Annotated in this window: 16 protein-coding genes; 7 read left to right on the top strand and 9 right to left on the bottom strand. The window is 68.4% G+C overall.

What is annotated here, in order from left to right; all coding sequences use genetic code 11:
- Positions 1-142 precede the first annotated feature (142 nt).
- A complete protein-coding gene (locus AZSP09_RS02500) occupies positions 143-1,069 on the top strand; it encodes a DMT family transporter (protein WP_152089078.1) in 927 nt (308 codons plus the stop codon).
- Positions 1,069-1,869: a zinc-dependent peptidase gene (locus AZSP09_RS02495; RefSeq protein ID WP_152089077.1), complete on the top strand. Its 801-nt coding sequence runs from the start codon at positions 1,069-1,071 to the stop codon at positions 1,867-1,869. The genes AZSP09_RS02500 and AZSP09_RS02495 overlap by 1 nt, the downstream gene beginning before the upstream one ends.
- Here AZSP09_RS02495 and AZSP09_RS02490 read toward each other — a convergent pair.
- The 4 genes from AZSP09_RS02490 to AZSP09_RS02475 form a co-directional block, all read right to left on the bottom strand.
- Positions 1,839-2,612 carry an alpha/beta fold hydrolase gene (locus AZSP09_RS02490; RefSeq protein WP_152089076.1) on the bottom strand — a complete coding sequence of 258 codons (774 nt, stop codon included), beginning with the start codon at positions 2,610-2,612 and terminating at the stop codon, positions 1,839-1,841. The two genes, AZSP09_RS02495 and AZSP09_RS02490, sit on opposite strands and share 31 nt — an antisense overlap.
- 1 nt (position 2,613) lies before the next feature.
- The gene (locus AZSP09_RS02485) at positions 2,614-3,519 is read right to left on the bottom strand and encodes an alpha/beta fold hydrolase (protein WP_152089075.1); all 906 of its coding nucleotides are present in this window, start codon (positions 3,517-3,519) and stop codon (positions 2,614-2,616) included.
- Positions 3,520-3,586: 67 nt separating this feature from the next.
- On the bottom strand, positions 3,587-4,624 hold the full coding sequence (locus AZSP09_RS02480; RefSeq protein WP_152089074.1) for a potassium channel family protein: 1,038 nt from the start codon (positions 4,622-4,624) through the stop codon (positions 3,587-3,589).
- A complete protein-coding gene (locus AZSP09_RS02475; protein WP_152090818.1) occupies positions 4,621-5,184 on the bottom strand; it encodes a DUF2062 domain-containing protein in 564 nt (187 codons plus the stop codon). The genes AZSP09_RS02480 and AZSP09_RS02475 overlap by 4 nt, the downstream gene beginning before the upstream one ends.
- 1 nt (position 5,185) lies before the next feature.
- On the opposite strand from AZSP09_RS02475, the gene AZSP09_RS02470 reads away from it, so the two are divergent.
- The gene (locus tag AZSP09_RS02470; RefSeq protein WP_232058839.1) at positions 5,186-7,741 is read left to right on the top strand and encodes a DNA internalization-related competence protein ComEC/Rec2; all 2,556 of its coding nucleotides are present in this window, start codon (positions 5,186-5,188) and stop codon (positions 7,739-7,741) included.
- Between the two features lie 24 nt (positions 7,742-7,765).
- Here the strand turns inward: AZSP09_RS02470 and AZSP09_RS02465 are convergent, their stop codons facing one another.
- From AZSP09_RS02465 to AZSP09_RS02450, 4 genes are all read right to left on the bottom strand, one after another.
- Positions 7,766-9,130, bottom strand: a complete 1,365-nt coding sequence (locus AZSP09_RS02465; protein ID WP_152089073.1) for a methyl-accepting chemotaxis protein — start codon at positions 9,128-9,130, stop codon at positions 7,766-7,768.
- Complete coding sequence (locus tag AZSP09_RS02460) at positions 9,091-9,786, bottom strand: nitrate- and nitrite sensing domain-containing protein (protein WP_152089072.1); 696 nt, start codon at positions 9,784-9,786, stop codon at positions 9,091-9,093. Before AZSP09_RS02460 ends, AZSP09_RS02465 begins: the two co-directional genes overlap by 40 nt.
- A 101-nt stretch (positions 9,787-9,887) precedes the next feature.
- Entirely contained in the window at positions 9,888-10,589 is a 702-nt protein-coding gene (gene lolD / locus AZSP09_RS02455; RefSeq protein WP_232058838.1) for a lipoprotein-releasing ABC transporter ATP-binding protein LolD, read from the bottom strand.
- A 40-nt stretch (positions 10,590-10,629) separates the two neighbouring features.
- Positions 10,630-11,871 (bottom strand): lipoprotein-releasing ABC transporter permease subunit, encoded by a 1,242-nt coding sequence (locus AZSP09_RS02450; RefSeq protein ID WP_197739076.1) that lies wholly within the window; start codon positions 11,869-11,871, stop codon positions 10,630-10,632.
- 234 nt (positions 11,872-12,105) lie between these two features.
- Here AZSP09_RS02450 and AZSP09_RS02445 point away from each other — a divergent pair, with 234 nt between their 5' ends.
- Both AZSP09_RS02445 and recJ read left to right on the top strand, forming a co-directional pair.
- Entirely contained in the window at positions 12,106-13,191 is a 1,086-nt protein-coding gene (locus tag AZSP09_RS02445; RefSeq protein ID WP_152089069.1) for a hypothetical protein, read from the top strand.
- A 36-nt stretch (positions 13,192-13,227) separates the two neighbouring features.
- On the top strand, positions 13,228-14,925 hold the full coding sequence (gene recJ / locus AZSP09_RS02440) for a single-stranded-DNA-specific exonuclease RecJ (protein ID WP_152089068.1): 1,698 nt from the start codon (positions 13,228-13,230) through the stop codon (positions 14,923-14,925).
- A gap of 125 nt (positions 14,926-15,050) precedes the next feature.
- Here the strand turns inward: recJ and AZSP09_RS02435 are convergent, their stop codons facing one another.
- Complete coding sequence (locus tag AZSP09_RS02435; protein ID WP_014237877.1) at positions 15,051-15,947, bottom strand: DMT family transporter; 897 nt, start codon at positions 15,945-15,947, stop codon at positions 15,051-15,053.
- Between the two features lie 130 nt (positions 15,948-16,077).
- Here AZSP09_RS02435 and prfB point away from each other — a divergent pair.
- Both prfB and lysS read left to right on the top strand, forming a co-directional pair.
- Positions 16,078-17,182 (top strand): peptide chain release factor 2 gene (prfB, locus tag AZSP09_RS02430; protein ID WP_014237878.1). Its coding sequence is split into 2 segments (ribosomal slippage): positions 16,078-16,158 and positions 16,160-17,182, totalling 1,104 coding nucleotides; the frame shifts between segments, so codons are not numbered across the junction.
- Positions 17,183-17,208: 26 nt separating this feature from the next.
- Positions 17,209-18,711, top strand: a complete 1,503-nt coding sequence (gene lysS, locus AZSP09_RS02425) for a lysine--tRNA ligase (protein ID WP_152089066.1) — start codon at positions 17,209-17,211, stop codon at positions 18,709-18,711.
- Positions 18,712-18,812: the final 101 nt, after the last annotated feature.

The raw sequence follows: 18,812 nt of genomic DNA, 5'->3' as shown, positions 1-18,812 counted from the left end.
GCGCCGGGCCGCCTCCCGGGGCCGGCAGTGCCGCCAAGGCAGGTCCGCCGCGGCCCCGGGCACTGGCCCGCCGTTGGGGCATAATCCACGCTCCAGCCAACGACAAAGGCCGCGCCCCCAGGTAGCGGCCGGACAGAGAGACATGAACCCCAACACGCCCCTTTACCGGCATCCCTACCTGCTGCTGACCCTGACCGCCCTCTTCTGGTCCGGCAACATGGTCCTGGGTCGCGGCATCCGCGCCGACGTGCCGCCCATCGCCCTGGCCTTCTGGCGCTGGGTCATCGCCCTGGCCCTGATCGCGCCCCTGGCCCTGCCCCACCTGAAGGAACAGTGGCCCCTGCTGAAAAAGGGCTGGAAGCCGGTGCTGCTGCTGGGCATCCTCGGCGTCGGCTGCTACAACACCTTCGCCTACGTGGCCCTGCAGTACACCGCCGCCACCAATGCGGTGCTGCTCAACTCCTTCATTCCCATCGTCACCATCGCCCTCTCCTGGCTGTTCCTGGGCAAGCGCCTCAAACCCATCGAAGCGGTGGGCGTGGCCATTTCCTTCCTCGGCGCCACCACCATCATCGCCCGGGGCGACCTGGCGGTGCTGCTGGGCCTTTCCCTCAACCTGGGGGACGTGTGGATGCTGGGGGCGGTGCTGACCTGGGCCATCTACACCGTGGGTCTGCAATGGCGCCCGGCCGGGGTCCATCCCATGCTAATGCTGGGCGCCCTGACCCTGGTGGGGGTGTTGACCCTGGCCCCCATCTACGCCCATGAGCTGGGAGCCTTCGGCGGCCCGGCCCGGCACATCAACCTGCACTGGGGCTCCCTGGCCGGCATCGCCTACGTCGGCGTCCTGCCCAGCTTCGTCGGCTACATCTTCTACAATCGGGGTGTGGCCGAGGTGGGGGCCAACAAGGCCAGCCTCTTCATCCACCTCATGCCGGTCTTCGGCACCCTGCTCTCCGCCCTCTTCCTGGGCGAACTGCCCCACCTCTACCACTTCGTCGGCATCGGCCTCATCTTCAGCGGCATCTACCTGACCATGGCCCGCCTGCCCCGTCTCAAGGGCGCCTGATGGGCTGGCTCGACCGACTGCTGGGACGCCGCCGGCCCCGCCCCATTCCAACTACCCTGTGGCAGCAGACCGTGGCCCGCCTGCCCTTCCTGCAATGGCTTCCGGCGGCGGACCTGGCGCGCCTGCAAAGCCTCAGCGAAGCCTTCCTGGCGGCCAAGCAGTTTTCCGGCGCCGCCGGCCTGGAGGTGGACGACGCCATGGGCGTGCACATCGCCGCCCAGGGCTGCCTGCCCATCCTCAACCTGGGCCTGGAGTGGTACGACGACTGGGTCGAGATCATCGTCTATCCGGACGAGTTCGTGGTACCGCGCCAGGAGATGGACCCGGACGGGGTGGTGCACGAATACGACGAGGTGGCGGCGGGCCAGGCCTGGGACGGCGGCCCCCTGATCCTCTCCTGGCAGGACAGCCAGATGGCGGGGGACGGCTACAACGTGGTGATCCACGAATTCGCCCACAAGCTGGACATGATCAACGGCGCCCCTGACGGCCTGCCGCCCCTGCATTCGGGCATGGACAGGGAGGCCTGGGTGGCCGCCCTGGACGGGGCCTACGACGATTTCCTGGCCCGGGTGGAACGGGCTGAAGCCAGGGGCGACGAGGCCCTCGAGCAGTTGCCCATCGACCCCTACGGCGCCGAGCATCCGGGGGAATTTTTCGCCGTGGTTTCGGAGAGCTTTTTCGAGCAGCCCCAGGTGGTGGCCGCCGAGTATCCGACCCTCTACGCCCAGCTGGCCCTCTTCTACCGCCAGGACCCCCTGGCCCGGGCTCAGGCCGCCGGTTCCAGCCGCTCCAGGTAGCGCATCAGGGCCTCCAGCACCGCCTCCGGCTGGTCCCGGTGGGGCGAGTGGCGGCAGTCCGCCAGTTCCAGCAGTTCCACTTCCGTCGGCACCTGTTCGGCAATGACCTCGATCTGGCGCAGGGTGGCGTACTCGTCGTCCTTGCCCTGGATGGCGAGCACCGGCACCCGGATGCCCGACAGGTAGGACTCGATGTTCCAGTCGCGGAACTGGGGCGAGAGCCAGGTATCGTGCCAGTCGTGGAAGACCCGGAAAGCATCCCGGTGATAGCGGCCCAGGCGGGAGGGCCAGTCGGTCTGGCGCCAGGCCTCGCCGGCCTGGCGGATGCCGGCCAAGGCCTCCTCCTCCACCCAGGCGTGGGGCGCCAGCACCGCCAGGCCGGAGACGGCCTCGGGATAGGTGCCGGCGTGGATCAGGGCGATGGAACCGCCGTCGGAATGGCCCACCAGCACGGGCCGTTCGATGTCCAGGGCGGCCAGGGTGGCGGGCAGCATCTCCAGGGCCTCGTCGTGCAGGTAACGGGCCGTGCGCGGTGTCGGCGCCGGGTCCGAGTCGCCATAGCCCTGGCGGGAAAAGACCAGGGTGCGGCAGCCCGTAGCCTGGGCCACCTTGTGCGGAAAATCGCGCCAGAAGCCGACGCAGCCCAGGCCCTCGTGCAGGAACACCAGGGTTGGGCGATAGATCTGGTGGGCGCTGATCAGCTCGTATTCCAGTTCGCGCCCGAGCACATTCACTTTGGCCACGTCAGGCTCCCAGCAGAAATTCCCGGACCACCGCCACCTGGGCCTGGTCCTGGAACATGGGGGCGTGGCCGACGCCAGGGATTTCCCGGGTCCACGCCTGGGGGCCGCGCCGGGCCATCTCGGCCAGGGCCTCCCGGGGCAGCAGGTCCGACTCGGCGCCGCGGATGACCAGGGTCGGACAGCGGATGGCGTCGTAGTAGGGCCACAGGATGACGTCCTGGTGCATGACGAAGCCGAGCTGGAAGGCCTCGGCGATGGCCGGGTCGTAACGCATCTCCCACTGGCCGTCGTCGGCCTGGCGCACGCTGGTCTCGGTGAAGTGGCGCCATTGGGCGTCCGTCAGCGAGCCGAAGGGCGCCGAGACCTGGCGGATGAACTGCTCCGCCGCCTCCAGGCTGGGGAAGCGGGGCGCCTTGCCCACGTATTCGCCGATGCGGCGCAGGGATTCGTTGGTGATCACCGGCCCCACGTCGTTGAGGATGAGGCGGGTGATGGGACTGCGCTCCATGGCGGCGATGCACATGCCGATGAGGCCGCCCATGGAGGTGCCGAGCCAGTGCACTTCGGCCACGTCGAGGCGGGCGATGAGGCTCACCATGTCCGCCACGTACTGGGGAAAACCGTAGCCGGACGCCTTTTTCAGCCAGTCGCTACGGCCCCGGCCAACCACGTCCGGACACACCACCCGGTAGTGCCGGCTCAGCTGGCGGGCGAGGAAATCGAAGTCGCGGCCATTGCGGGTGAGGCCGTGCACGCACACCAGAACCCGGGGATTGGCGGGATCGCCCCACTGGGTATAGGCCATGCGGTGCAGGCCGGAACCGTCCAGGGCGGCGCAGAGCACCCGCTTCTCGACCATGGCCGGCGCGGGGGAAAACAGGCGGCGCAGACTGTTGCAGATATTCATGGGCCTCGTCTCCTGGCAGAGGGTATGGCCCAAAGTCTAGCACTCCCGCGGGGGAGCGCCCCGCCGCCTAGCCGATCATTTCCAGCAGGGAGGCTTCCAGCTCCTGGCGCCCCAGGGCCGAGGCCATGGCGACGATGACGTAGCCGGGCTTCAGCTCGTAGTCCTTGGGCGGGTTGAAGACCCAGTCCAGCTTTTCCCGCACCGCCAGCAGCACGTACTCATTGCTGCGCAGCTTCAGGTTGCCCAGGGGCGTCGGCGGGAAATGGCCGGGCACCGCCACCTCTTCCACCCGCAGGCGCTTTTCCGACTTCAGCATTTCGTCGAGGAAGGACACCACGTGGGGCCGCACCATGAGGGAGGCCAGGCGCATGCCGCCGGTCAGGTCCGGGGAGAAGATGGCGTCGGCGCCGGCCTTCTTCATCTTCTCCACGTTGCGCGACTCCTGGCAGCGGGCCACCACCCGGATGGCCGGATTGAGCTGCTTCACCGTGATGGTGATCATCAGGTTGCGCGAATCGTCGCCGGTGACGGCGAAGACGCCCCGGGCCGATTCCAGCCCGGCGCCCAGCAGCACGTCGTCGTCGGAGGCGTCGCCGTGGAGGTAGAGCAGGCCCGGGCTCTTTTCCCGCTGGGCCTCCAGACCTTCCAGGTTTTCGTCGATGGCGACGAAGTGGCGGTTGGTGGCTTCCAGCTCCCGCGCCACGTTGCGGCCCACCCGCCCGAAACCGCAGACGATGTAATGGCCGGTGAGCTTCTTGATCATCTTTTCCATGCGCCGTCTCCGCAGCGTGCCGTTGAGATCCGATTCCACCAGGGTCACCGTGACCGTGGAGAAGAGAAAGGACAGGGTGCCTGCCCCGAGAATGCCGATGAACACCGTGAACATCCGGGCCGCCGGATTCTGGGTCATCTCGATGATTTCGCCGTAGCCGATGGTGGCCACGGTGATGAAGGTCATGTAGAAGCAGTCGAACCAGGTGTAGCGCCCCCCGGTCAGCAGGTGGTAACCGAAGGTGCCGATGACATGCACGGCCACCAGCATGATCAGGGCTCCATAGAGGTAACGCTGGACCTGGAGCGGCTGATTGCTGGTGCTGGCACTCATGGGGATGGATTCGGGGGCGGCGGTGGTTGGCGAGAGCGGCGGCGGCGCCATGCGTAGAGCAGGTATACGCGCCATGCCGTACGGACAATACCATATCCCGCCAGGGCCAGCAGCAGGCCCAGGCACACCAGGCCCAGGGCCAGGGGTTCGCCCAGGGCCAGCAGCCAGTCGCCCAGGGCGCCGACCCAGGCCAGCATGCCGGCATCCCCCGGCTCCGGCGGCGCCACGAAGGCGCCTCCCTCCTGCAGCAGCACCAGCCGGCCCAGATGGTAGGCGACGAAGTAGAGCGGCACGATGGTCAGGGGATTGGTGTACAGGGTGGTCACCAAGGCCAGGGGCAGATTGACCCGGAACAGGGTGGCCAGGATGGCCGCCCCCAGCATCTGGAAGGGGCCGGGAATGAGGCCGCAGAAGAGGCCCACGGCCACCCCGCCAGCGGCGGAATGGCGGTTCAGGTGCCACAGGCGGGGATGCAGCAGGGTGTCGGCAAAGGGCGCCAGCCAGCGGTTGCCGATCAGGGCCTGGTGGTCGGGCAGAAAACGCTTCAGATGTTTGCGCACCATGGATTCATTCTACTGCGCCGGCCCCCGGGCGGCCCAGAGCCAGCCCGGGGGCGAAAGTAGCTATGCTATCGCCATGAACTGGCCCCTCTACTCCTTCGCCCTGGGCATCCTCCTGCTGCAACAGCAGCCGGCCCTGCCGCCCTGGCCCTGGCTGCCCCTGGGGGCGGCGGCGGTCCTCGGGCTGCTGGCACTGGGGCGGCGGCCGGGCGCCCTGCCCCGCCTGGGAACAATCCTGCTGGCCGCGGCCCTGGGTTTCCTGTGGGCCGGCTGGCGGGCCGAGATCCGCCTTGCCGAACGGCTGGCGCCGGCCCTGGAAGGGCAGGATCTGCAGCTGCAGGGCCGCATCGCCGCCCTGCCCCAGGACTTTGGCCGGGGCCAGCGCTTCGAGTTCGCCGTGGCGCCCGGGGCCGGAGTGAGCCTGCCGCCGACCCTCCTGCTCTCCTGGTACGACCGGCCGGAAACGCCCCGACCGCGCCTGGAGCCGGGCCAGAAATGGCAGCTGACGGTGCGCCTGAAGCGCCCCCACGGCCACGCCAACGGCGCCGGTTTCGACTACGAGGCCTGGCTCCTGGAACGGGGCATCGGCGCCACCGGCTATGTGCGCGAAGCTGGGGACAACCGCCTGCTGGGCCGCAGCGACGGCTTCTTCAGCCGCATCGAACGGCTGCGCCAAGCGGTGCGGGAGGACTTCCAGGCCCGCCTGCCGGAGGCCGACTATCCCTACGCCGGCATCCTCACCGCCCTGGCGGTGGGGGACCAGAAGGCCATTCCCGGCGACCAGTGGAAGGTCTTCGCCGGCACCGGCACCACCCACCTGATGAGCATTTCCGGGCTCCACGTGACCATGATGGCGGCCCTTGCCGCCGCCCTGGCCGGCGGCCTGTGGCGCCGCTCGCCAGCCCTCATGGCGCGCTGGCCGGCCCAGCGGGCAGCGCTCCTGGCCGGCTGGCTGGCGGCGGCCGGTTACACGCTGCTGGCCGGTGCCGGGGTGCCGGCCCTGCGCACCCTGGCCATGCTCGGCGCCGCCGCCCTGGCCCTGGCCAGCGGCCGCCGGGTGGCGCCCGGCAACGTCCTCGCCTTCGCCCTGCTGGCGGTGCTGCTGCCGGACCCCTGGGCCGTCCTGGCGCCGGGCTTCTGGCTGTCCTTCGTCGCCGTCGGTGCCCTGCTGCTGGCCGCCCGCCCCCTGGCGGAGGAGCCGCCACGCCAGTCCTGGCGCCGCCGCCTGGGGCGGCACCTGGAACACTGGAGCCTGACCCAGTGGGTCGCCACCCTGGGCACCCTGCCCCTGCTGCTGCTCTTCTTCCAGCAGTTCTCCCTGGTCTCGCCCCTGGCCAACGCCCTCGCCATTCCCCTGGTCAGCCTGGCGGTGACGCCCCTGGCCCTGGCGGCGGCCCTGCTGCCCCTGCCCGGGCTGGCTGCCGCTGCCCACGCCCTGCTGCACGGACTGATGCTCTGCCTGCAGTGGCTGGCGGCCCTGCCCGGGGCCCTGTGGACGCCGCCGGCGCCCACCCTGCCGGCCCTGTTCCTGGCCGCCCTCGGCTGCGTCTGTGTGCTCCTGCCCCGGGGCTTTCCCGGCCGCTGGCTGGGGCTGCTGATGCTGCTGCCCCTGCTGGCCACGCCCCAGCCCCGGCCGCCGCCGGGCCAGGCCTGGGTGACCCTGCTCGACGTGGGCCAGGGGCTGGCAGTGGCGGTACGCACGCAAAAGCACACCCTTCTTTACGATGCCGGGCCTTACTACAGCCCGGAATCGGATGCGGGGGAGCGGCTGGTGCTGCCCTGGCTGCGGTCCGTCGGCGTGGATCGCCTCGACACCCTGGTGGTGACCCACCGGGACTGGGACCACTCGGGCGGCGCCCGCTCGGTGCTGGAAAGCCTGCCGGTGGCGCTGCTGCTCGATTCCCTGCCCCCGGCATCCCCCGAGGCCCGGGACCTGCAGCCCCTGGCCCAGGAACGGCGGGCCTGCGCCGAGGGGCAAGGCTGGGAATGGGACGGGGTGCGCTTCTCCATGCTGCATCCGCCGGCAGGCAGGGTGGATGCGCCCCAGGGCAGGAGCAACCACCAGAGCTGCGTCCTGCTGGTGCAAGCGGCGGGGCAACGGCTGCTGCTCACTGCCGACATCGAGGCCGCCGACGAAGCCTGGCTGCTGGCCCGTCACCGGACGGAGCTGGCCAGCCAGGTGCTGCTGGTGCCCCACCACGGCAGCCGCAGTTCATCCACGGCACCCTTCGTCGCCGCCGTCGGCGCCCGGGATGTGCTGTACCCGGTGGGCTACCGCAACCGCTTCGGCCATCCCCGGCCGGAGGTCGTGCAACGCTATGCTGCCAGTGGCGCCCGGGCCTGGCGCACGGACCGGGACGGAGCCATCGGCCTGGTCCTGGGCGCAGCCACGGCCAGCGGCAAGCCGGAACTCTGGGCCGAACGGCAGCGCCGGCCCCGCTACTGGTACGACCGTTACGCCTGGAAGGAGAGCGGCCAGGGTGGGCCGGACGAAGAAGAGAACGGCAACGACGGCAAGGCCCCGGCACCAACGACAACGGCCCCGCAGGGCCGTTGAAGAAGGCGGGCCGGCAGAGCGGGCTCAGCCGGCCTGGAAGCGGGCCGCCTCGGTCTGCAGGGCCTCGGCCAGTTGCTCCAGCTGGCCGGCGGTGTTGGCGTTTTCGCTGACTGCGGCGCTGTTCTCCTCCGCCATCTGGGCGATACGCTCCACGTTCTTGGCGATCTCGGTGCTGGCGGCGCTCTGTTCCCGCAGGGAGGAGGAAATGTCGCTCACCATGTCCACCACCTGCTGGGCCCCGGCCTGGATCTGGCCCATGGCGTCGCCGGCCTCCCGGGCCAGTTCGACGCCCTGGGAAACCCGCTCGACACCGTGCTTCATGCTGACCACGGCCTCCTGGGTGCCGCCCTGGATGGCGGCCACCATGTCGGTGATCTCCTGGGTGGAATGGGCGGTGCGTTCGGCCAGCTTGCGCACCTCGTCGGCCACCACGGCGAAGCCCCGCCCAGCCTCGCCGGCCCGGGCCGCCTCGATGGCGGCGTTGAGGGCCAGCAGGTTGGTCTGGTCGGCGATCTCCTTGATGACGCCGACGATGGTGGAAATCTTCTCCGAATGCTGGCCCAGGTCCTCGACGATGCCGGCGGACTGGTTCACGGCGCTGGCGATCTGCTCGATCTCCTGCACCACGTTGCCGACGATCTGGGCACCCCGGGCCGACAGGTCGCCGGACTGGGACGAAAGGGCGTGGGCGTCCTGGGCGTTCTTGCTGATGTGATCCACGCCCACGGTCATCTGCTCGATGGCGGCGGCCATGGAGGAGGCAGCCTCGCTCTGCTGCTGGGTGGACAGGGTGATCTGCTCGCTGGCGTCGGCCATGCTGCGGGCCGAGGCGGAGAGCTGGTTCACGCTCTGCTGCACGCTGGTGGTGAGGCTGGCGAAAGCGCCGGCCACCTCGTTGAAGCTGCCGGCCACCTGCTGCAGTTCATCCTTGGACTGGAGCTGGATGCGGGCCGTCAGGTCGCCCTGGGCAATGCGGTGGGCGCTGGCGGAAAAGCCGGTGATGCAGGAAACGATGGCCAGGTAAGCGCCGGCGGAAAGGTAGATGAAGACCAGCACCATCACCAGGGACAGGCCCAGGTTGAGCAGCAGGCCCCGTTCGGCCTTGGCCTTGCGCTCGCCGATGAGCTGCTTGGCGGTGGGCAGCAGGGTGTCGTAGAGCTGGGCGTAGCCCTTGTCGATGACGGCGGTGGACTGCTTGAAGAAGTCGCCGGAATCGGTGACGAACATGCCGGCGATGATGTCCTGGTTCACGATATTCACCAGTCCGCTCACCGCCTCGTTGAGATCCTTGGAGGAAGTGCCCAGGGTGTCGCGGATGGCCGGGTTGTGGCGGGCCGTCTTCTGCAGGTTCACATTGAGGGCAGCCAGGGTGTCGGAAACCTGGGCCATGAGGATGCCGATATCGACCGCTGGTGGTCGTTGATGCTCTTCTTGGCCAGGATGCCGGTGCCCTTGGCCCGGGTCTGGCCGAGACGCTCCAGCATGGAGGGCAGCTTGACCACGGCGGTTTCCAGCAGATAGTAGGAATCCATGTTGGGGTCGATGGTGAGGCCGCTCTCGTCGGCCACGTCCACCTTCAGCTGCAGGATGGCGGCGATCAGCCGGGTGTGGGCCGCAAAGCTCTCCGTGGCGGTCCAGGAAAGGCCGTCGGCGGCAATCAGGTTCCACTCCTCGTTGATCTTCTTCCACTCTTCGGAGGCGGCAACTGAGGCCGGCAGGATCGGACCCAGGCCCTGCAGGGCGGTCTTCACTTCGCCGGTCTTGGCCTCCCTCTTGGGCAGCAGGCTGGCGTCACCATTGATGACGCCGGAGGAGAGGCCGCGATGTTGCTGGGCCGCCTGCACCAGGCGGTCCATAGGCACGATCACCTCCAGGGCCGCCAGTTCGTCGTTGGCCAGGTGGATCTGACTCTGCAACTGGCGCGACAGATTGACGAAGAGCACGGCGATGGCGATCAGGGCCACCAGGCCGATGAGGGCGAATTTCTTCGGATAGGTCAGCCGATGCATCAAGGCAATGGCCGGTGCAAACAGGATTTGCATCATTTTTTTAGGCTCCAGGTTGAACAGCGTCTTGCGGTCTGCGCCGCCTTTCTCCCTCGGGTCTTTTTTTAGTATTTGCTACGGGCAATGCCAAAACAGGTCGCTTACCGGGGCTCCTCCAGGAACATGCCGTCGGCCAGGTGCACCGTGCGGTCGGCCCGGGCCGCCAGGGCCGGATCGTGGGTGACGATGACGAAGGCGGTGCCCTGCTCCCGGCTCACTTCCAGCATCAGGTCGAACACCTGCTCCGCCGTATGACGGTCCAGGTTGCCCGTCGGTTCATCGGCCAGCACGCAGGCCGGGCGGGTCACCAGGGCCCGGGCGATGGCCGCCCGCTGCCGCTCGCCGCCGGACAGTTCCGACGGCAGGTGGTGCAGGCGATGGCCCAGCCCGACTTTCTGCAGCATGGCCTCGGCCTGGCTTTCCGCCTCGGCCCGGGGCAGGCGGCGGATGAGCAGGGGCATGGCCACGTTCTCCAGGGCCGTGAATTCCGCCAGCAGGTGGTGGAACTGGTACACGAAGCCCAGGTAGCGGTTGCGCCACTCGCCCCGGGCCGCCTCGGACAGGCTGAAGGGATCGGCGCCCTTGAGCCGCACCGTGCCGGCGGTGGGCCGGTCCAGCCCGCCCAGGAGGTGCAGCAGGGTGCTCTTGCCCGAGCCGGAGGAACCCACCACCGCCAGGCGCTCACCGGGCTGCAGGGAAAGGTCGATGCGGGTCAGCACCGGCACTTCCAGGTCGCCCTGGCGATAGACCTTGGACAGGCCCTGGCAGGCCAGCACGGCCGTATCGCTGGCCCTATTCTCCATCGCACTTTCCGCTACTGCTGCCGCACTTGCCATCGCTGCCTCATTCATAACGCAGGGCCTCCGCCGGATTGACGCGGGAAGCGCGCCAGCTCGGGTAGAGGGTTGCCGCCAGGGCCAGCACGAAGGCGATGGCGGTGATACCGGTGACGTCGCCCCACTGCAGTTCCGATGGCAGCTGGGAGATGTAATACACGTCCTTGGCCAGGAACTGGGTGCCCAGCACCCGCTCGATGAAGGGCACCACCACGTCGATGTTGAGGGCCAGGGCGACGCCGCCGACCACCCCCAGGCCCAGGCCGATGACGCCGATGAGGGCGCCCTGGACCACGAAGACCGCCATGATGCTGCCCGGGCTGGCCCCCAGGGTGCGCAGGATGGCGATGTCCGCCTGCTTGTCGGTGACCGCCATGACCAGGGTGGAAACGATGTTGAATGCTGCCACGGCCACAATCAGGGAAAGAATGATGAACATCATGTTTTTCTCGATTTGCACGGCGCGGAAGAAGTTGGCGTGGCTGCGGGTCCAGTCGGAGATGTAGGCATCCTCCTGGATCAGGGGCACCAGTTCCCGGGCCACCCGGGGGGCGCGGAACAGGTCGTCCAGCTTCAGGCGCACGCCGGAGACGCCGTCGCCCAGGCGGTACAGCAGCTGGGCATCGCTCATGTCGATGAGGGCCAGGCCCGAATCGTATTCATACATGCCGGCCTCGAAGATGCCGACCACGGTGAAGGAGCGCAGCCGGGGCACCACCCCGGCCGGGGTCACGGTGCCCTGGGGCGCGATCAGGGTCACCTTGTCCTCCAGGGTGACGCCCATGGCATTGGCCAGGTCGCTGCCGAGGACGATGCCGAAACTGCCGGGCTGCAGGTTCTCCAGCTTGCCCGCCTTCATGAAGCGGCCAAAGTCCGCCACCTTGTCCTCCAGCTCGGGGATGATGCCCCGCACCAGGGTGCCGCGCACCGTTTCGTCCCGGGAGAGCATGGCCTGGGCCTGGACGAAGGGCGCCGCCGCCTTCACTTCCGGATGCTGCAGGGTCTGCCGCCCCACCTCCAGCCAGTTGTGCAGCTCGCCGTTGATGGCGGTGACCTGGATGTGGGAAGCCACCCCCAGGATGCGGGTACGCAGCTCCTTCTGGAAGCCGTTCATCACCGACAGCACCACGATCAGGGCCGCGACGCCGAGGGCGATGCCGGCCATGGAAATGAGGGAAATGAAGGAGATGAAATGGTTGCGGCGCTTGGCCCGGGTATAACGCAGGCCGACCAGGAGTTCGTAGGGCAGTTTCATGCCGAGGGGAGGCCCGCGGGAACGGGCTGAAAAGCAAAGGCGCTATGCTACACTTTTGCCCGCTTTTGGCCACTTGCGGCAATACGCAGCGGGCAGGTGCCGGCGGCCCCGGACCCGGCTCAAAGGCTGGCCGCAGCTCCCGGACCAGCACCAAATGTCGCCTCGATCGGCCCCGCCGCATTCTCCTTGTTTTCCCCCATATTCTTCTTTTCCAGCCAGGCTTTGCCCATGCGCCTCACCCTCCTCGTTCCCGAACTGCTGTGGCCCGAACCGGAAGACGACCTGGCCTGGCAGGCCCTGGATTGCCCGGCCCTGGCCACCCTGCTGCAACGGAGCGAACTGCAACGCCGCCCGGCCCTGGCCGCCGAGGCCCAGGCGGCCCGCTGGCTGGGCCCGACGCCGCAACCCCTGGGCGCCCTGCGCCTGCTGGGAGAGGACGGTGCCGCCCTGGCGCCGGACACCGGCATCTGGCTCTGTGCCGACCCCATCCACCTGCGCCTGCACCAGGAAGAGATCATCGTCGCCGACAGCCGGGAACTGGACCTGCAAGCCGCCGAAGTCGAAACCTTGGCCGCCAGCCTCAACGCCCACTATGCGGGCGAGGCCAGCTTCCACCCGGTGACGGCCAGCCGCTGGTATGTGAGCCTGGAGACGCCCTGGGCGGCCGAACTGCCCGGGGACGCCCTGCCGCCCCTTTCCGCCGCCGCCGGCCGCCGCCTCAACCTGCCGACCCCGGCGGACCTGCCGTCGCGCCGCCTGCTGGCCCTGATGAACGAAATACAGATGCTGCTGCACAGCCACCCGGTGAACGAAGCCCGGGGCGAGCGGGGCCTGCCTGCCGTGAACGGCCTCTGGCTGTGGGGCGCCGGCAGTCTGGCAGCAGCGGCAGCGGCCCCGCAGGCAGGCGCCATCTGGAGCAACCAGCCCCTGCCCCGGGGACTGGCCCGGGCCGCCGGTCTGCAGCACCATCCCCTGCCCGCCTCAGCCCACGCCCTGTTGCAGGCCGGGCCGGCTGCAGAACGCCATCTGGTGTGCCTCGACGACCTGCTGCAGGCGGCCCAGGACCAGGATGCCCAGGCCTGGCGCGACGCCCTGGCGGACCTGGAAAGCCGCTGGTTCGCCCCCCTCAAGACGGCCCTGGCCAAGGGGCGCCTCAGCCAGCTGGAAGTGGTGGCTGGCACCAGCTACGGTGACCTGACCTGGCAGGCGAGCCCGCGCCAGATCAAGGGCGGCCTCTTTTCCTCCTTTTTCTCCTTCCTCGCCGGCAAGCCCGAAGCCCTGCAGCAGCTGGCCCGCCGCCTGGCCGCCGCCTAGGCCCCGACCGCCCCCAATTTCCCCAAAGTCACCGTCATGACCCAGCTCATCGCCCGCCCCGTCCCGCCCCGCCCCCAGTGGCAACTGGAGCAGGAAGGCCTGCACCCGCTCCTGGCCCGCATCTACGCCGCCCGGGGCATCAAGCACAAGGCCGAGCTGGATTACGACCTGAAAAGCCTGATTCCCCCGAGCCAGCTCACCGGCACCGAAGAGGCCGCCATCCTCCTGGCCGATGCCATCGAGGCCGAGGCCCGCATCCTCGTCGTCGGCGACTACGACTGCGACGGCGCCACCGCCACCGCCGTGGCCGTGCGCGCCCTGCGCCTCCTGGGCGGCACGGTGGACTACCTGGTACCCGACCGCTTCATTCACGGCTACGGCCTCTCGCCCCAGATCGTCGAACTGGCGGCAGAGCGCCAGCCGGACCTGCTGGTCACCGTGGACAACGGCATCGCCAGTATCGAAGGGGTGGAAGCGGCGCGCCAGCTGGGCATCGCCACTCTCATCACCGACCACCACCTGCCGGCCGAGACCCTGCCGGAGGCCGACTGCATCGTCAATCCCAACCAGCCCGGCTGCACCTTCCCCAGCAAGGCCCTGGCGGGAGTCGGCGTCATGTTCTACGTGGCCCTGGCCCTGCGCGCCGAGATGCGCCGCCGCGGCGCCTTCGGCCCGGAGCGCCCCGAGCCCAACTTCTCCTGCCTGCTGGACCTGGTGGCCCTGGGCACGGTGGCCGACGTGGTCAAGCTGGACCACAACAACCGCATCCTGGTGGCCCAGGGTCTGAAGCGCATGCGCGAAGGCAAGCTGACGCCGGGCATCCGCGCCCTCTTCCGTGCCGCCGGACGCAATCTGCAGACCGCCTCCGCCTTCGACCTGGGCTTCACCGTCGGCCCCCGCCTCAACGCCGCCGGCCGCCTCTCGGACATGAGCTTAGGCATCGAATGCCTCATCACCGACGACGAGGCCCGGGCCGCCAACATCGCCCAGCAGCTGGACCAGCTCAACCGGGAGCGGCGCGAGATCGAGGCCGGCATGCAGGAACAGGCCCTCATCCACCTGGAAAACTTCGACCTGGAGGCCAGCGGCGCCGGCGTCGCCCTTTTCGACCCGGACTGGCACCAGGGCGTGGTCGGCATCCTGGCCTCCCGCATCAAGGAAAAGCTACACCGCCCGGTGTTCGCCTTCGCCCGGGGCGACGACGGCCAGATCAAGGGTTCCGGCCGCTCCATCCCCGGCCTGCACCTGCGGGATGCCCTGGATCTCGTCTCCAAGCGGGCCCCCGGCATCCTGCTGCGCTTCGGCGGCCACGCCATGGCCGCCGGCGCCACCCTGATGGAGGAACGCTTTGAGGAATTCAAAAGCCTCTTCGCCCAGGTGGCCGACGAACTGCTCAACCCGGCGGACCTGACCCGCACCCTGGAGACGGACGGCGCCCTGGAGGCCGGCTACATCTCCCTGCAGGTGGCGGAAATGCTGGCCGGCGAAGTGTGGGGCCAGGGCTTCCCGGCACCGTTGTTCGAGGATGTGTTCGAGGTGGAAAGCCAACGGGTGCTGAAGGACAAGCACCTCAAGCTGCGCCTGAAGAAGGAGCGGTCGGTGCTGGAGGCGATCCAGTTCAACGCCACGGAAAATCCCGGCCCCCGGGCCCGCCTGGCCTACCGCCTGACCATCAACGACTACAACGGGGTGCAGACGCCCCAGCTGGTGGTGGAGCACTGCGCCCCGGCCTGAGGAGCAGAAGGGACGGGCCTTCCCAGGCAACCTGCCGGGAAAGTCGCGTGAATGCTGGCTCCCAGGGCAGGTGATTTCCAGCCTTCGCCCCGGGCCGCGACGCCCGCCCGGGCGCCAAACGCGGTCTAGCTGCGCTTCACGGACACCGCGCCCACCGCCGCCAGGATCAGCAGGGCCGCCACCCCTTCCCGCCAGCCGGGCTGCTCCCCCAGGATCAGGGCTCCGCCGAGGACGCCGATGAGGGGCGTCACCAGGGAGGACAGGGAGGACACCGCCACCGGCACCATCAGCACGATGCGGTTCCAGGCCCAGTAGCAGAACATGAAGGCGACGAAGACGTTGTAGGAGACGCCGAAGGCCGGCCAGAACGAGGGCCAGGCCAGGCGCGAGGTTTCCAGGGGAAGCGCCACCGCCAGCATGGGCAGGCCGCCCAGGACCATCATCCAGCCCGTCAGGGCGGTGGTGGACAGCCCCACCGGCAGACGCTTCAGCAGCACCACCCCGAGGGCCCAGCTCCACGCCGCGCCGACCATGCAGGCCACCCCCACCGGCGCCCGCAGCATGCCTTCCAGGCTGTCGCCCATGAGCACCCCGACCCCGGCCAGGCCCAGCAGCAGGGCCACGATGCGGCCCGCCGTCAGCCGCTCGCCGAGAAGCCACACCGACAGCAGCACGCTCCACAGGGGCATGGTGTAGCCCAAGAGGGCAGCCCGTCCCGAGGGCAGCAGGCCGACGCCGTAGATGGCGAGGACATTCCAGCCGACGATGTTGGTCAGGGTCACCAGGGCCAGGCGGCCCCAGCGGCTGCGGGGTACCCGGATGCTGCCGCCGCCGGCCCGGGCGATGGCCAGGATGCCGAGGCCGCCCAGCAGCAGGCAGCTGCCGCGGAAATAGAGGGGCGGCACTTCGGACAGCACCACTTTCATCACCGGCCAGTTGAAGCCCCAGCCCAGGGCCAGGGCGGCCAGCAGCAGGAGCCCCTGGCGGGGCAGACGTTCGAAACTGGAGGTGGGGAGGGACACCGGCGGCAACCCGGAAGAAAAGGGGCTACGGAGTTTACTCCTTTGCCCGCCTTCCTTGCATCGTCGCGGCCACCGGGAGCCCGGTGCAAAGTGTATAATTGCCGGTTTTCCCAGCAGAACAGCCAAGAACATGGAAGCGGAACAGCTCAACGCCATCGCCAACAAGCTTGCCGACCTGGAATCCCGGTCGGCGGAACTTCGGAGGTATCTTTGACTACGACACCAAGGAAGTCCGTCTAGTCGAAGTCTCCCGGGAACTGGAAAGTCCCGACGTCTGGGACGACGCCAAGCGCGCCCAGGACCTGGGCCGGGAAAAGAAGGCCCTGGAAGGCGTGGTGGTGACCCTGCAGGAAGTGGCCCAGGGTCTGGCCGACGGCAAGGAGCTGTTCGAGATCGCCCGTGAAGAAGGCGACTTCGACACCGTGGCCGCCGTGGCGGCCGACAACGAGGCCATCGAGGCCAAGGTGGCGGCCCTGGAATTCCGCCGCATGTTCAACAATCCCCAGGACCCGAATCCCTGCTTCCTGGAAATCCAGGCCGGCGCCGGCGGTACCGAGGCCCAGGACTGGGCTTCCATGCTGCTGCGCATGTACCTGCGCTACACCGAGCGCAAGGGTTTCGACGTGCAGGTGCTGGAAGAATCCGAAGGCGACGTGGCCGGCATCAAGAGCGCCACCCTGCGCATCGCCGGCGACTACGCCTACGGCATGCTGCGCACCGAGACCGGCATCCACCGCCTGGTGCGCAAGAGCCCCTTCGACTCCAACGCCCGCCGCCACACCTCCTTCACTTCCGTGTTCGTCTATCCGGAAGTGGACGACTCCATCGAGATCGACATCAACCCGGCGGACGTGCGCACCGATACCTACCGCGCCTCCGGCGCCGGCGGTCAGCACATCAACAAGACCGACTCCGCCGTGCGTCTGACCCACGTGCCCACCGGCATCGTGGTGCAGTGCCAGAACGACCGTTCCCAGCATCGCAACCGGGACGAAGCCTGGCAGATGCTGCGGGCCCGCCTCTACGAATTCGAACTGCGCAAGCAGCAGGCCGAGCAGCAGAAGCTGGAAGACGCCAAGTCCGACATCGGCTGGGGCCACCAGATCCGCTCCTACGTGCTGGACCAGTCCCGCATCAAGGACCTGCGCACCAACTTCGAAACGGGTAACACCCAGGCCGTACTCGACGGCGACCTCGACGACTTCATCCAGGCCAGCCTCAAGCAAGGCGTGTAAGCGAATAAAACATCAGGCAGACGACCATGACCGAACAGACCGCACAACCCCAGGACGAGAATCAGCTCATCGCCGAGCGCCGGGCCAAGCTGGCCAAGTGGCGCGAGAGCGGCAAGGCCTACCCCAACGACTTCCGCCGCGAGAACACCGCCGGCCGCCTCGACGAGCTGTACAGCGAGAAAACCGCCGAGGAACTGGAAGCGGCCCCCATCAGCGTCAAGGTCGCCGGCCGCATCATGCTGCGCCGCCTCATGGGCAAGGCCAGCTTCGCCACCATCCAGGACGTTTCCGGCCGCATCCAGCTCTACGTCAAGGTGGACCTGGTGGGCGCCGAAGCCTATGACGACTTCAAGCACTGGGACATCGGCGACATCGTCGGTGCCGAAGGCACCCTGTTCAAGACCCGCACCGGCGAACTGACCATCCAGGTCTCCGAGATCCGCCTGCTGTCCAAGGCCCTGCGCCCCCTGCCGGAGAAGTTCCACGGTCTGACCGACATGGAACAGCGCCACCGCCAGCGCTATCTCGACCTGATCATGAACGAGTCCTCCCGGTTCACCTTCGTGGCCCGCAGCCGGATGATCCAGTCCATCCGCAACTACATGATCAGCCACCACTTCCTGGAAGTGGAAACGCCCATGATGCACCCCATCCCCGGCGGTGCCTCGGCCAAGCCCTTCATCACCCACCACAACGCCCTGGACATGGAACTGTTCCTGCGCATCGCGCCGGAGCTGTACCTGAAGCGCCTGGTGGTGGGCGGCTTCGAGAAGGTCTTTGAAGTTAACCGCAACTTCCGCAACGAAGGCCTCTCCACCCGCCACAACCCCGAATTCACCATGATGGAGTTCTACGAGGCCTATGCCGACTACAAGCTCCTCATGGACTTCACCGAAGGCCTGCTGCGCCACGCCGCCCGCGACGCCCTGGGCACCGAGGTGTTCCAGTACCAGGGCCGGGAGCTGGACCTGTCCAAGCCCTTCGCCCGCCTGACCATGGTCCAGGCCGTACGTGCCCAGTGCCCCGGCTACTCCGAGGCCGAGCTGAACGACGCCGAGTGGCTGAAGAAGAAGCTGGGCGAGATGAAGGTCGCGGTGAAGCCCGGCATGGGCCTGGGCGCCCTGCAGCTGCTGATGTTCGAGGAAGTGGCGGAAAGCCAGTTGTGGGACCCCACCTTCATCATCGACTACCCGGTGGAAGTCTCCCCCCTGGCCCGGGCCTCCGACAGCAATCCGGAAATCACCGAGCGCTTCGAGCTGTTCATCGTCGGCCGGGAAATCGCCAACGGCTTCTCCGAGCTGAACGATCCGGAGGACCAGGCCGCCCGCTTCCTGGAGCAGGCCAAGGCCAAGGATGCCGGCGACGAGGAAGCCATGTTCTACGACGCCGACTACATCAAAGCCCTGGAATTCGGCCTGCCCCCCACCGGCGGCTGCGGCATCGGCATCGACCGCCTGGTCATGCTGCTCACCGACACCGCCAACATCCGGGACGTCATCCTCTTCCCCCAGATGCGCAAGGAAGACTGAACGCCGAACCCTATCGACTCCGCCCGGAGTCGATAAAAAAGGCGCGGTGGCCGCAAGGCCCCGCGCCTTTTTTCTTGCCTGCGGCCGCGGCCCGGACTCCG

Origin of the sequence: Azospira sp. I09 (assembly GCF_009177135.1) — a bacterium.
Classification (GTDB): Bacteria; Pseudomonadota; Gammaproteobacteria; order Burkholderiales; family Rhodocyclaceae; genus Azospira; species Azospira oryzae.
This window is presented reverse-complemented; position numbering and strand designations above follow the sequence as displayed.

Coding starts and splice junctions, on each gene's coding strand:
- AZSP09_RS02500 (WP_152089078.1), top strand. CDS start 143: ATGAACCCCAACACGCCCCTTTACCGGCATCCCTACCTGCTGCTGACC.
- AZSP09_RS02495 (WP_152089077.1), top strand. CDS start 1,069: ATGGGCTGGCTCGACCGACTGCTGGGACGCCGCCGGCCCCGCCCCATT.
- AZSP09_RS02485 (WP_152089075.1), bottom strand. CDS start 3,519: ATGAATATCTGCAACAGTCTGCGCCGCCTGTTTTCCCCCGCGCCGGCC.
- AZSP09_RS02480 (WP_152089074.1), bottom strand. CDS start 4,624: ATGAGTGCCAGCACCAGCAATCAGCCGCTCCAGGTCCAGCGTTACCTC.
- AZSP09_RS02470 (WP_232058839.1), top strand. CDS start 5,186: ATGGATTCATTCTACTGCGCCGGCCCCCGGGCGGCCCAGAGCCAGCCC.
- AZSP09_RS02465 (WP_152089073.1), bottom strand. CDS start 9,130: ATGGCCCAGGTTTCCGACACCCTGGCTGCCCTCAATGTGAACCTGCAG.
- AZSP09_RS02460 (WP_152089072.1), bottom strand. CDS start 9,786: ATGATGCAAATCCTGTTTGCACCGGCCATTGCCTTGATGCATCGGCTG.
- lolD (WP_232058838.1), bottom strand. CDS start 10,589: ATGGAGAATAGGGCCAGCGATACGGCCGTGCTGGCCTGCCAGGGCCTG.
- AZSP09_RS02445 (WP_152089069.1), top strand. CDS start 12,106: ATGCGCCTCACCCTCCTCGTTCCCGAACTGCTGTGGCCCGAACCGGAA.
- recJ (WP_152089068.1), top strand. CDS start 13,228: ATGACCCAGCTCATCGCCCGCCCCGTCCCGCCCCGCCCCCAGTGGCAA.
- lysS (WP_152089066.1), top strand. CDS start 17,209: ATGACCGAACAGACCGCACAACCCCAGGACGAGAATCAGCTCATCGCC.